The following is a 12,408-nucleotide window of genomic DNA, read 5'->3' on the forward strand; positions in this document are numbered from 1 at the left end:
CCCCGTCGCCCCGGCATCGACCTGACGAGAGTCCCGGCACAATCGCGCCCCCTCACCCCGCCAGCTCCCGCGCCCTCTCCGTCGTGGCCTCCAGCGCGGTGCGGACCGATTCACCCACCCGGTGCTCGCGCAAGGTGGCGATGCCCTCGGCGGTGGTGCCGTTCGGGGTGCTGGCCTGTCGGTAGAGGGACTGGGGGGTCACGGCCGGCTCGGCGAGGACGTCCGCCGTGCCCCGGAGGACCTGGGTGGTCAGCAGCAGGGCGTCGTCGGGGGTGAAGCCCGCGCCCCGGGCGAAGTCGGTGAAGGACTGGGCGAGGTAGGCGACCAGGGCCGGGCCGCTGCCCGCGACGGCGGTCGCCGCGTCGAGGAGGGACTCGTCCTGGACCACCAGGACCTTGCCGATCACCGACAGCGCGGCCTTCGCCCGGTCGACCCCGGCGGCGGGGACCTGCTCACCGGGGCAGAGGACCGTCATGCTCTGCCCGACCCGCGAGGCGAGGTTCGGCATGGCGCGCAGGACCCTGCCCGTGCCCAGCGCCGACGCCAGGGTCTCCAGCCGTACTCCCGCCATGATCGAGACGACGATGGTCTCCGCGCACGCGCCGTGCGGCAGGCCGTCCGCGAAGGAGTCGAACGCCTGGGGCGGGATGGCGAGGACGAGGAGGTCGTCCGGGCGGGGCTCGTACGCGGCGACCGCCTCCGCGCGGCTGTCCAGGGTGGCCCGGCGCTCCGCCGAGGGCTCCACGATGACGACCTCGACCTGCGGCATCCCGTCCAGCAGGCCCCGTACGACGACCGACCCCATGTGGCCGGCACCGACGACGACGATTCGTTCCACAGCCGCCACACTCCTCGTTTCGGATGCCAGCAGTGATACCAAAAGGGCCGTTCCGGCCCCCGTACGGGCGACCACAACGCGCCGACCCGCTGCCCCGGCCGGTGCAATGGAGGGGTGACCGCCGCCCCGGACGACTGCCTCGCGCGCAACGAGTGGATCTGCGGCGACTATCTGAGCACCCGCCGCCAGATCCTCCTCGACGCGGTCGGCCAGCACCTGGAGCTGACCGCGCTGTCCGTGCTGATCGGGCTCGTCATCGCCGTGCCGCTCGCCGTGCTCGCCCGCCGCTGGGGGTGGGCCGCCGGGCCGGTGCTCGCCGTCACCACCGTGCTCTACACCATCCCGTCCCTGGCGATGTTCTCCCTGCTGCTCCCCGTCTACGGGCTGTCCGCCACCCTCGTCGTCGCCGGGCTGGTGCTGTACTCGCTCACGCTGCTCGTCCGGAACATCCTCGCCGGGCTGCGCGCCGTACCCGAGGAGACCAGGCAGGCCGCGCGCGGGCTCGGCTTCGGGCCCGTACGGCTGCTGCTCACCGTGGAGCTGCCGCTCGCGCTGCCCGCCGCGATGGCCGGGCTGCGCATCGCCACCGTCTCGGCGGTCTCCCTGGTCACCATCGGCGCGATCGTCGGCTTCGGGGGGCTCGGCAATCTGATCTACGCGGGCATGAACACCTACTTCAAGGCGCAGGTCCTCACCGCGTCCGTGCTGTGCGTGCTCATCGCCGTCGCCGCCGACCTGCTCCTGCTGGGCGTGCAGTGGCTGCTCACCCCGTGGGCGAGAAAGGGCCGTACATGAAGGTGCTCGGCTCCACCTGGGACTGGCTCGCCGACCCCGCCCACTGGTCCGGCGACGACGGGGTCTGGCACCGGCTGCTGCAACACCTGCTGCTCACCGTGGTCTGCCTGATCGTCAGCTGTCTGATCGCGCTGCCGGTCGCACTGGTCCTCGGGCACCTCGGCAAGGGCGGCGCGCTGGCCGTCAACATCTCCAACGTCGGCCGGGCCGTGCCCACCTTCGCCGTGCTGGTGCTGCTCCTGCTGACGCCGGTGGGGAAGTGGGGGGAGGGGCCCACCGTCGTCGCCCTGGTGCTGTTCGCCGTACCGCCGCTGCTCACCAACGCCTACGTCGGCATGCGCGAGGTCGACCGGGGCGTGGTGCAGGCCGCGCGCGGCATGGGGATGACCGGGCGGCAGACACTGACCCGGGTCGAGGTGCCGCTCGCGCTGCCGATGATCCTCAACGGGGTACGGATCGCCGCCGTCCAGCTCGTCGCCACCGCCACCATCGCCGCGCTGGCGGGCGGCGGCGGCCTCGGCCGGATCATCACCGCCGGGTTCAACCTGGCCAGCACCCCGCAGGTCGTCGCGGGCGCGATCCTCGTCGCCGTGTTCGCCCTGCTCGTGGAGGGCGTCTTCGAGGTCGTGGAACGGCTCGGGCCCGCCTGGGCGAGGGCCGGCCGATGAGGGCCCGCGCGGTCCTCGCCGCCGCCACCCTCGTCACCCTCACCGCCTGCGGCTCCGGCCCCTCGCTGGAGAACCAGGACGCCGTCACCGCGCCGCCCGGCGACAGCCACCACCTGACCATCGGCTCGGCCGGCTTCACCGAGAGCGACCTGCTCGCCCAGCTCTACGCCCAGCTCCTCGACCAGGCCGGATACCAGACCTCGCTGATCACCGTCGCCAACCGGGAGCTGTACGAACCCGCCCTGGAATCCGGCCAGATCGACGTCGCCCCCGAGTACGCCGCCACCTTCGCCGACTGGCTCAACGCCAAGGAGCACGGCGCCGACGCACCCCCCGCCGGCTCACCCGACCTCGCGAAGACCATGAGGAACCTGCGCGCCCTGGCCACCCCGCGCGGACTCACCGTCCTCCCGCCGGGCCGGGCCGTCGACCAGAACGCCTTCGCGGTCAGCGCCGACTACGCCCGCCGCCACCACCTCAGGACCCTCAGCGACCTCGGTGCCTCCGGCCTCAAGGTGCGCCTCGCGGCGGGCGACGAGTGCGTGAAGCGGCCGTACTGCGCGCCCGGCCTGAAGAAGGTGTACGGGATCGACATCACCGCCGTCGATCCCAAGGGCGTCGGCACCACCCCGGCCAAGCAGGCCGTGCAGTCCGGGCGGGACCAGATGGTGCTGACCACCACCACGGACGCCACCCTCGGCTCCTTCGGCCTGGTGCTGCTCGCCGACGACAAGCACCTCCAGAACGCCGACTACATCGTCCCCGTCGTCAACCGCGCCCGCGCCGGCAGCGAGCGGGTCGCCAAGGCGCTCGGCAAGCTCAACGACGTCCTCACCACGCAGGACCTCGCCGACATGAACCAGCAGGTCGACAGCTGGCGCCGGCTGCCCGCCGACGTGGCCCGCGCGTACCTGGAAAAGCACGGCCTGATCAAGTGACCTACGCGTCCGACACCGAGTCGAACGGCACCTGACCCCGCGCCACCCCCAGCGCGTCCGCGTCCACCGACCGGCGCAGCGCCTCGTGCAGCTTGGCCGGGGTCAGCACGCCCAGCAGGCGGGAGCCGTCCAGCACCGCGACCCACCCGGCGTCGTACTGGAGCATCACGCCGAACGCCTGCTTCAGCGGGGCGCCCACCGGGACCCAGGCCGTCATCCGGTGGGCCAGTTCGCCGACCGTGCCGCCCGCCGCCAGTTCCTCCAGGCCGACCCAGCCGTGCAGGTCGCCGTCCGTGTCCAGGACGACCGCCCAGCGGGCGCCCTCCTCGCGCAGCCGCCGGGCCGCGTTCCCGGCGGGCTCGTCCGGGCGGGCCACCGGGGGCTGTTCCAGGTCGTCCGGCTCGATCGCGGTCACCGACAGCCGCTTCAGACCCCGGTCGGCGCCGACGAACCCGGCGACGTACGGGGTCGCGGGGGCGCCCAGCACCGCGCCGGGAGTGTCGTACTGCTCGATGCGGCCGGCGCCGTACACCGCGATCCGGTCGCCGAGGCGGACCGCCTCCTCGATGTCGTGCGTGACCAGCAGCACCGTCTTGCGCACCGCCTGCTGCATGCGCAGGAACTCGTCCTGCAACTGCTCCCGCACCACCGGGTCGACCGCGCCGAACGGCTCGTCCATCAGCAGCACCGGCGGGTCGGCCGCGAGCGCCCGCGCCACCCCGACCCGCTGCCGCTGGCCGCCGGAGAGCTGCTCCGGGTACCGGGCGCCGAACGTCCTGGGGTCCAGGCCGACCAGGTCCAGCAGCTCGGCTGCGCGTTCCCGCGCCTTGGCCCGCTTCCAGCCGAGCAGGGACGGCACGGTCGCGGTGTTGTCCAGCACCGTGCGGTGCGGGAAGAGGCCGACCTGCTGGATGACGTACCCGATCCGGCGGCGCAGCCGGACCGGATCGACCCCCGCGATGTCCTCGCCGTCCACGACGATCCGGCCCGCGGTGGGCTCGATCAGCCGGTTCACCATCATCATGGTGGTCGTCTTGCCGCAGCCCGAGGGGCCGACCAGCGTGACGAGTTCGCCCTCGGACACCTCGAAGGAGAGGTCGTCCACGGCCGTCGTACCGTCCGGGTAGCGCTTGCTGACCTGCTCGAACCGGATCATTCCCCCACGCTAGCCGGGGTCCCGTCCGCCTGCCCGGTCCCGCCGACCGAAGGGATGACCCCGGCCAGCACGACCTCCAGTGTGCGCGGCCCGTGTACCCCCTCCACCCGGTCCAGCTCGATGTCGCTGGTGGCCGAGGGGCCGGAGATCCAGGTCAACGGGCGGGTGGGGGAGAGGCGTTCGAGGGCCTGCGGTACGGACGCCACGACCTGCTCGGGAACGCGGACCACACAGATGTGGTGGTCCGGCACCAGGGTGATCCGGCGGCGCCCCTGACCGGGCCCGCCGTCCAGCACGAGGGTGCCGGTCTCGGCGACGGCCACCGCGCAGCCGGTGACCACGCTGTCCACGGCGTCCAGCTCGTACGGGGTGCTCGCCGCCAGGTCCGGGACGGCCACGAGGTCGGCATCCGCCAGCCACGCCGACGGGAGTCCGTCCGGCGCCAGCACCTTCCGGGCGCCCCGCGCCACCAGCAGACGGGCGAGCAGCGCGGGCAGCTCCGCCTCCGCGCACCGGTGCACCACGGCCCGGTAGTCCGCCAGGTTCTCCGCCAGCAGCTCCACCGTCTCCGCGACCGTCCGCGTGCCGTGCTCGCGCGCGTAGTCACGCGGGACCGCCCGCTCGTACGGCGTGTCGTCCTCGGGTACGTCGGCCAGCGCGCGCCGGACCCGGCCCAGGACGCGTTCCCGGTCGCTCACGTCGTCTCCTCCTTGCCGCCTCGGGTGCGTTCCCACCAGTCCCGGAACGGCTCGGCCGGCACCTCCGGCAGATCGCGCGTGGCCGTCCAGGCCGCGCCGGGCCCCGGCAGGGTGCGCGGGCGCAGACGGCGGGCGCGGGAGGCGAGGCGCTGGCCGGTGCGCAGGGCGCCGGGGTGGGTGAAGGTCCAGCGGGCCGCCCGCATGGCCGCCCGTTCCGCCGCGTGCCCCCGGGCCGGCCGCAGCACCACCCGGTTGCCCTCACGTACCGCCGGACCACCCTCCACGACCCGCTCGCGCAGCCGGACCAGTACCTCGGGGATGTCGATGGCGACCGGGCACACCTCGTAGCAGGCACCGCACAGCGAGGACGCGTACGGCAGCGAGACGTCGATCTCGCTTGCCGTGCCGCGCAGTTGGGGGCTGAGGATGGCGCCGATCGGGCCGGGGTAGACCGAGCCGTAGGCGTGGCCGCCCGCGCGCTCGTACACCGGGCAGACGTTGAGGCAGGCCGAGCAGCGGATGCAGCGCAGCGCCTGGCGGCCGACCTCGTCGGCGAGGGTGTCGGTGCGTCCGTTGTCCAGCAGCACGAGGTGGAAGGCACGGGGTCCGTCGCCGTCGGTCGTGCCGGTCCACATGCTGGTGTACGGGTTCATCCGCTCGGCCGTGGAGGAGCGGGGGAGGGTCTGGAGGAAGACCTCCAGGTCACGCCAGGTGGGGACGACCTTCTCGATGCCGACCACCGAGATCAGGGTCTCGGGCAGGGTCAGGCACATCCGCCCGTTGCCCTCGGACTCCACGACCACCATCGTGCCGGTCTCCGCCACCATGAAGTTGGCCCCGGAAACCCCCACCTTGGCCCGCAGGAACTTCTCCCGCAGATGCAGCCGCGCCGCCTCCGCCAGCTCGGCCGGACGGTCGGACAGCCCCTCGGGCGCCGGACGGCCCCAACCGGCCATCGCGGTACGGAAGATGTCGCGGATCTCGGCCCGGTTGCGGTGGATGGCCGGGACCAGGATGTGCGAGGGGCGGTCCTCGCCCAACTGCACGATCAGCTCGGCGAGATCGGTCTCGTAGGCCCGGATGCCGGCCGCTTCCAGGGCTTCGTTGAGCCCGATCTCCTGTGTGGCCATGGACTTGACCTTCACGACCTCCGACTCGCCGGTCTCCCGGACGAGTTCGGTGACGATCCGGTTGGCCTCCGCCGCGTCCGCCGCCCAGTGGACCGTGCCGCCCGCCGCGGTGACCGACTCCTCCAACTGCTCCAGATAGCGGTCGAGATGGCGGAGCGTGTGCTCCTTGATCCGGCTGCCCGCCTCGCGCAGCTCCGCCCAGTCGGACACCTCCGCCACGGTCGCCGCGCGCTTGGCGCGGATGGTGTGGGTGGCGTGCCGCAGATTGCCGCGCAGGGTGGTGTCGTCCAGCGCTTCCCGTGCCGCCTCGGGAAAGGCGGGCATTCCGACGAAGGTCTCGTTCACCGGGCCGGTTCCTCCTCCGTGCTCGCCAGGATCTCCGCGATGTGCACCGGTCGCACCACGGAGCCCGCCCGGCTCATCGTGCCACCCAGGTGCATCAGGCACGAGTTGTCGGCCGCGCACAGCACCTCCGCGCCGGTCGACTCCGCGTTGCGCATCTTGTCCGCGCCCATCGCCGCCGACACCCCGGCGTTCTTGACCGCGAAGGTGCCGCCGAACCCGCAGCACTCGTCGGCGCCGGGCAGCTCGACCAGCTCAAGACCGCGCACGGCCTCCAGCAGCCGGCGCGGCCGGTCGCCGAGACCCAGCGAGCGCAGGCCGTGACAGGTGGGATGGTAGGTGACCTTGTGCGGATAGACGGCGCCGACATCGGTGACGCCCAGCACGTCCACCAGGAACTCCGTCAGCTCGTACGTCTTCGGCACCACCGGCGCCAGTACGCCGGCCAGTTCCTCCCCGCGTCCCTCGGCGCGGGCCCGCTCGCCCAGCCTCGGGTACAGCTCGCGGACCATCGCCGCGCACGAACCCGACGGCGTGACGATCGCGTCGTACTCCCCGAAGACCTCCGCGTGGTGCCGGGCCAGCGGTTCCGTCTCGTGGCGGTAGCCGGTGTTGTAGTGGGCCTGGCCGCAACAGGTCTGTGCCAGGGGGAAGTCGACGTCGACCCCGAGGCGGCCGAGGAGTCTCACCACGGCGCGGCCGGTGTCCGGGTAGAGCGTGTCGTTGACACAGGTCAGGAACAGGGCGACACGCATCGCGGCTCCTCGGGCCTCGGAGATCGGACAGGGGCAGCGTAGCCAGAGCCCGTACCCTGGCCGCGATGCCTGATCACATACCCCTCCTGCGCGCCGACTGCGCCGACTGCTTCGGCCTCTGCTGCGTCGCCCTGCCCTTCGCCCGCTCCGCCGACTTCGCGCACGGCAAGCCCGCCGGGAAGCCCTGCGCCAACCTGCGCGAGGACCACGCCTGCGGCATTCACACCGAGCTGCGCCCCAAGGGCTACGCCGGGTGCACGGTGTACGACTGCTTCGGCGCGGGCCAGCGCGTCTCCCAGGTCACCTTCGGCGGCCGGGACTGGCGCACGGGCGGCAAGGAGCACGCCCGGCAGATGTTCGAGGTGTTCCCGGTGGTCCGGCGCCTGCACGAGCTGCTCTGGTACCTCACCGAGGCCCTCGGCCTCGACGCCGCCCGGCCCCTCCACCCGGAGCTGCGGCGCGCGTTGGAACAGACCGAGCGCCTTGCCGCGCGGCAGCCCGAGGAACTTGCCGTGCTGGACCCGGCCGAGCACTGGCACGAGGTGGCGGAACTGTTGCTTCAGGCGTCGGAGCTGGCCCGCAAGGGCCGGAGGAAGGGCCGGGACCGTCGGGGCGCGGATCTGGCGGGCGCCAAGCTCAAGGGCGCCGATCTGCGCGGGGTCAGCCTGCGCGGTGCCTGCCTCATCGGAGCCGACCTGACCGGGGCCGATCTGCGGCAGGCCGACCTGATCGGCGCGGATCTGCGCGGCGCCGAGCTGACCGGCGCCGACCTCACCGGCGCCCTGTTCCTCACCCAGCCGCAGGTCAACGCCGCCCGAGGGGGACCCGGCACCCGGCTGCCGGCCTCACTCGTCCGTCCCGCGCACTGGGCAGCGTCCCGCTGACCCGGCGTCCGGCCCGGGAGCGGCGGCCGGAGCGGCGACGGGGGCCTTCCGGCGCTCCAGGCCCAGGCGCAGGCCGTCCGGCATCAGCGTCAGGCGCTCGGTGACCTTCAGACGGTAGCCGGGGTCGGGGATCAGCTCGTACCGGCGCAGCAGCAGGCCGAGCACCAACGTGGCCTCGTGCAGGGCGAACTGGCGTCCCACGCAGGCCCGCGCGCCGGTGCCGAACGGCTTGAAGGTGTGCGGTGGGCGGGCCCGTACCGCCTTGGCGTCGAAGCGGTCCGGGTCGAACCGCTCGGCGTCCTCGCCCCAGACCTCGGGGTCGCGGTGCAGCATCGGGGTGAGCACCAGCGCCCAGCCGCCCCGGCGCATCGGGTGCTCGCCGGCCAGCACGGTGTCCTCCGTGGCCTCCCGGGCGAAGGCGGGCGCCGTCGGCCACAGCCGCAGCGACTCGTCCAGCACCCGGCGCAGATAGCGCAGCCGGGCCACCTGGTCGTAGCCCGGCTCGGGGGTGTCGCCCCAGACCCGGTCCACCTCGGCGCGGGCGCGGGCGGCGATCTCGGGGTGCTCGGCGAGGTAGTACAGGGCGAACGAGAGGGCGCCGGAGGTGGTCTCGTGGCCCGCGACCAGGAACGTGATCACCTGCTTGCGGACGTTCTCCGCCGACAGCCGCTCCCCGGTCACCGGGTGGGCCGTCTCCAGCATCCGGTCCAGCAGGTCGCCCTCCCCGCGCCCGGAGTCGCGGCGGGCGGCCACCAGGGCGTCGACCGTGTCGTCCAGGTAGGCGATGTCGGCGGCGTTGCGCCGGGCGGCCCGCCGCTGGAGTACCGGGGGCATCGGCAGGCTGTTGAGCCGCTGGGCGTGGGCGAGGGTGCCGACCATGGCGGTGACGAAGGGGTGCGGCCGGTCGCGCTCGAAGGAGCCGAAGTCGTGCCCGAAGCCGGTGCGGGCGATGGTCTCCAGCGTCAGCCGGGTCATGTCGCCGGGCACGTCCACCGTGCGCCCGGCCGCCAGTTCGCGGTCCCAGTGGCCGGTCAGCCGGCCCGCGACCGCCAGCATCATCGTGTGGTACCCGGCCATCGCCTCCCGGCTGAAGCCGGGCGCCAGCACATCGTGCGCCAACTGCCAGTTGGGCTCGTGGTTGTACGCGGTGAACAGCCCGTCCCCGGCCACCGGGCGCAGGTTGGCCACCCCGAGGCCGACGTGCTTGGCGAACCGGGTCTCGTCCGCCATGTCGGCGGCCGGCTTCGCGCCCCACAGGAACACGAACTCCCGGTTCAGCACCCGGCGCCGGAAGATCGGGCCCAGTTCGCGGGCGAGCCGCATCGAGTCCTGGAGCGGGGTGCGCCGGTCGACGCCCAGGACGTCACCGAGCAGCGGGAGCCTGCGGGGCGGATGCGGGATGCGGTCCAGCTCCGGCCAGCCCTGCTCGGCACCCCGGAACCCCTTGGGCAGCCCGGCCCCGGTCGTCTCGGCCATGACGTGATCTCCCTTGATCCGGCGGCCTGTTGTGTGTCCAGCACCCGCGTGTTGAACGCGAGTTCAATAGTGCTGGCAGTCTGGTCCGCCTACTGAACCCACGTCAAGCAACACGTCCAGTAGGGTGACGGCATGGCCGCCAACCAGGGGGAACGCGCCCGGCGCCGGCTGAGCACCGAGGAGCGCCGCGAGCAACTGCTGGCGGTCGGGGCGCGGTTGTTCTCCGAGAGCCCGTACGACGACGTGTGGATCGAGCGGGTCGCCGAGATCGCCGGGGTGTCCCGGGGGCTGCTGTACCACTACTTCCCGACCAAGCGGGACTTCTTCGCCGCCGTGGTGGAGCGGGAGAGCGAGCGCATGCTCCGGATGACCGCCGCCGTGCCCGGTGTGCCGGTCCGCGAGCAGCTCGGCGCCGGTCTGGACGCCTACCTCGGGTACGTCGAGGCGCACGCCCACGGCTTCCGCGCCTTCCACCGCGCCGACGCGGCCGGCGACCAGGCCGTACGCCGGGTCTATCAGCGTGCGTTGGCCGCGCAGGAGCGGCAGATCCTCGCCGCGCTGGCCGCCGACCCCGAGTTCGGGTCCGCCTTCGAGGGCTCCCCGCAGGCCCGGCTCGCCGTGCGCGGCTGGCTCGCCTTCACCACCGCCGTCTGCCTGGAGTGGCTGCGCGAAGGTGAACCCGGCCGGGGCCAGGTGCGCGAGCTGTGCGCGCGGGCGCTGCTCGGCGCCATCGCCTGACGGCGGGTTTCCGTAACTCCGTGCACGTCACCCGATCGGGGCGGCGTGGTTGGCGTATGCCCGGATCTTCGATAGGTTAGGCAAGGCTTACCTAAGGAGGGCACGGGATGGGTGACACGCAGGACTGGGCGGCAGGGCCCGGAGCGGCGGAGCGGGCGCGGTCGGTCCTTGCCGCCGCGTGGTCGTGTGCGGTGACCGCGGACGGCGCCCGCGAGGAGTACGTCGGCGCGCACACCGTGACCGGCGACGGCGGGGTGCTGCTCGACGTGCCCGAGGACAGCGCCCTGTTCGCCGCCGCGCTGTGCGCCCCGCGCGGCGAGCCCACCGCGGTGCTGGAGTTCGCCGACGTGGCGCCCGTACCGGTGCGCCGGCGCATCCGGGCCCGGCTGTGGCTCGCCGGCTGGTTCTCCCGGCGCGGCGCGCGGCTGCTGTTCACGCCCACCCGCGTGGTGCTGCGCCGGCCGTCGGGGGCGGTGCTGATCGAGTCGGCGGAGTACGCGGCCGCCCGGCCCGACCCGCTGGCCACCGCCGAGGCGCAGCTGCTCACCCACCTCGCCGACTCCCACCCGGACGCGGTGGAGCGGCTCACCCGGCTGGTCCGGCCGGAGAGCCTGCACGCCGTGACCCGGGTGGCACCGCTCGCGGTGGACCGGCACGGGCTCACCCTGCGCGTCGAGCGCGCCCGCGCCCACGGCGACGTACGGCTGGCGTTCCACACGCCCGCCGACGACGTCTCCCAGCTCACCGAGCGCATGCACGCGCTGCTCACCCAGGCCGGTGCCGCTTCCTGCCCGCGCGCCCTACAGCGGCACCGCGCAGACGGCGACCGGTGACGCGAACGGCTCACCCGCGAGGCTGAGCGCTCCGGTACCGGTGTCGACGTGGAACACGCTCACCGTGCCGGAGCGCTGGTTCGCCGCGAACAGCAGTCGCCCGTCCGGGGCGAGCGCGAGCTGGCGGGGGAAGTCCCCGTCCACCGGCACCGTGTCCAGCAGCCGCAGCCGGGCGCCGTCCTCCTCGACGGCGTACCGGGCGACGCTGTCGTGCCCCCGGTTGGCGAGGAAGGCGAAGCCGCCGCCCGGCGTCACCACGAACTGCGCCGGGTAGTTGGTGGCGTCCCCGGTCACCCCCGAGGACTGCGGCTCGCCCACGGTCAGCCGCCCGGTCTCCGGGTCGTACGCGCAGACTGCCACCGTGTCGTCCACCTCGTTGGCCAGGTACGCGTACCGCCCGTTCGGATGGAACGTCAGATGACGCGGGCCGGCGCCCGGCCGGGTGTGTGCCTGGGAGACCTCGGTCAGCGTGCCGTGGTCGGTGTCCAGCCGGTAGGTGTAGACGGTGTCGGTGCCCAGGTCGACGGAGAGCACATGGCCGCCGTCCGGGCTGGTGATGAACTGGTGCGCGTGCGGCCCCTGTTGGCCCGGTCCCGGCGCCGGGCTGGAGTGCGTGACCAGCGCGGTGCGCTCACCCAGCGCGCCCGAGGCGTCCAGGGGATGCACGGCGACACTGCCCGAGCCGTAGTTCGCGCTCAGCAGCCAGCGCCCGCCGGGGTGCACCGACAGATGGCAGGGCCCCGAACCGCCCGTGCTCCGGCTGCCCAGCACCTGACCGTCCGCCAGCCGTACGGCGGTCACCGCGCCGTCCTCGCGCTCGTCGACCGCGTACAGCGTGTGCCCGTCCGGGTGGACCGTGACGTACGACGGGTCGGGGATCTCGGCCAGCGACTCCGCGTCGGTGACCGCGCCGGAGACCGGGTCGTACTTCGCCACGGTCACGCCCTTGCCGCCGCCCTCGACGGAGGTGTAGGTGCCCAGGTACAGCGGGCGGGGACCCGGTGCGGCCTGCGGGCGGTGGGGTGCCGGAGCGGCGTCCGGGGGCGGTGCGGCGGGCGCGGGGACCGTCACGACGGCGGCCGTGCCCGCCATGGCGCCGACGAAGCGCCGCCTGCTCCAGCCGTCCCAATTCGTCCGCGCGTCCATGTCCCCACCGT

At 73.6% G+C, this 12,408-nt stretch carries 13 protein-coding genes; 6 read left to right on the plus strand and 7 right to left on the minus strand.

Features of this window, described 5'->3' with window-relative positions; translation table 11 throughout:
* Positions 1-52: 52 nt before the first annotated feature.
* Positions 53-838, minus strand: coding sequence for a pyrroline-5-carboxylate reductase family protein (locus tag D0Z67_RS27520; RefSeq protein WP_031179293.1), 786 nt, complete (start codon positions 836-838; stop codon positions 53-55).
* A 114-nt stretch (positions 839-952) separates the two neighbouring features.
* Here D0Z67_RS27520 and D0Z67_RS27525 point away from each other — a divergent pair, with 114 nt between their 5' ends.
* From D0Z67_RS27525 to D0Z67_RS27535, 3 genes are read left to right on the plus strand one after another with little or no spacing between them, the layout of a single operon-like run.
* Positions 953-1,633 carry an ABC transporter permease gene (locus tag D0Z67_RS27525; protein WP_031179294.1) on the plus strand — a complete coding sequence of 227 codons (681 nt, stop codon included), beginning with the start codon at positions 953-955 and terminating at the stop codon, positions 1,631-1,633.
* The gene (locus tag D0Z67_RS27530; RefSeq protein WP_031179295.1) at positions 1,630-2,301 is read left to right on the plus strand and encodes an ABC transporter permease; all 672 of its coding nucleotides are present in this window, start codon (positions 1,630-1,632) and stop codon (positions 2,299-2,301) included. The genes D0Z67_RS27525 and D0Z67_RS27530 overlap by 4 nt, the downstream gene beginning before the upstream one ends.
* A complete protein-coding gene (locus D0Z67_RS27535; RefSeq protein WP_031179296.1) occupies positions 2,298-3,239 on the plus strand; it encodes an ABC transporter substrate-binding protein in 942 nt (313 codons plus the stop codon). The genes D0Z67_RS27530 and D0Z67_RS27535 overlap by 4 nt, the downstream gene beginning before the upstream one ends.
* A gap of 1 nt (position 3,240) precedes the next feature.
* Here D0Z67_RS27535 and D0Z67_RS27540 read toward each other — a convergent pair whose 3' ends face one another.
* Genes D0Z67_RS27540 through D0Z67_RS27555 form a run of 4 tightly spaced genes read right to left on the minus strand, consistent with a single transcriptional unit; the run spans position 3,241 to position 7,320 of the window.
* A complete protein-coding gene (locus D0Z67_RS27540) occupies positions 3,241-4,395 on the minus strand; it encodes a betaine/proline/choline family ABC transporter ATP-binding protein (RefSeq protein WP_031179297.1) in 1,155 nt (384 codons plus the stop codon).
* The gene (locus D0Z67_RS27545) at positions 4,392-5,093 is read right to left on the minus strand and encodes a LutC/YkgG family protein (protein WP_031179298.1); all 702 of its coding nucleotides are present in this window, start codon (positions 5,091-5,093) and stop codon (positions 4,392-4,394) included. The genes D0Z67_RS27540 and D0Z67_RS27545 overlap by 4 nt, the downstream gene beginning before the upstream one ends.
* Entirely contained in the window at positions 5,090-6,568 is a 1,479-nt protein-coding gene (locus D0Z67_RS27550) for a LutB/LldF family L-lactate oxidation iron-sulfur protein (RefSeq protein ID WP_031179299.1), read from the minus strand. Before D0Z67_RS27550 ends, D0Z67_RS27545 begins: the two co-directional genes overlap by 4 nt.
* Complete coding sequence (locus D0Z67_RS27555; protein WP_031179300.1) at positions 6,565-7,320, minus strand: (Fe-S)-binding protein; 756 nt, start codon at positions 7,318-7,320, stop codon at positions 6,565-6,567. The genes D0Z67_RS27550 and D0Z67_RS27555 overlap by 4 nt, the downstream gene beginning before the upstream one ends.
* 65 nt (positions 7,321-7,385) lie before the next feature.
* Here D0Z67_RS27555 and D0Z67_RS27560 point away from each other — a divergent pair, with 65 nt between their 5' ends.
* Entirely contained in the window at positions 7,386-8,204 is an 819-nt protein-coding gene (locus D0Z67_RS27560) for a pentapeptide repeat-containing protein (protein WP_031179301.1), read from the plus strand.
* Here D0Z67_RS27560 and D0Z67_RS27565 read toward each other — a convergent pair.
* Complete coding sequence (locus D0Z67_RS27565) at positions 8,166-9,680, minus strand: cytochrome P450 (protein ID WP_031179302.1); 1,515 nt, start codon at positions 9,678-9,680, stop codon at positions 8,166-8,168. The two genes, D0Z67_RS27560 and D0Z67_RS27565, sit on opposite strands and share 39 nt — an antisense overlap.
* Positions 9,681-9,812: 132 nt before the next feature.
* Between D0Z67_RS27565 and D0Z67_RS27570 the strand changes: the two genes are divergently transcribed.
* Complete coding sequence (locus tag D0Z67_RS27570; protein ID WP_031179303.1) at positions 9,813-10,418, plus strand: TetR/AcrR family transcriptional regulator; 606 nt, start codon at positions 9,813-9,815, stop codon at positions 10,416-10,418.
* Positions 10,419-10,525: 107 nt separating this feature from the next.
* Positions 10,526-11,251 carry a DUF2470 domain-containing protein gene (locus D0Z67_RS27575; protein WP_031179304.1) on the plus strand — a complete coding sequence of 242 codons (726 nt, stop codon included), beginning with the start codon at positions 10,526-10,528 and terminating at the stop codon, positions 11,249-11,251.
* On the opposite strand, the gene D0Z67_RS27580 is transcribed toward D0Z67_RS27575, so the two are convergent.
* Positions 11,219-12,397 (minus strand): lactonase family protein, encoded by a 1,179-nt coding sequence (locus D0Z67_RS27580; RefSeq protein ID WP_234312605.1) that lies wholly within the window; start codon positions 12,395-12,397, stop codon positions 11,219-11,221. The two genes, D0Z67_RS27575 and D0Z67_RS27580, sit on opposite strands and share 33 nt — an antisense overlap.
* Positions 12,398-12,408: the final 11 nt, after the last annotated feature.

The sequence above is a fragment of the Streptomyces seoulensis genome, assembly GCF_004328625.1.
Classification (GTDB): Bacteria; Actinomycetota; Actinomycetes; order Streptomycetales; family Streptomycetaceae; genus Streptomyces; species Streptomyces seoulensis.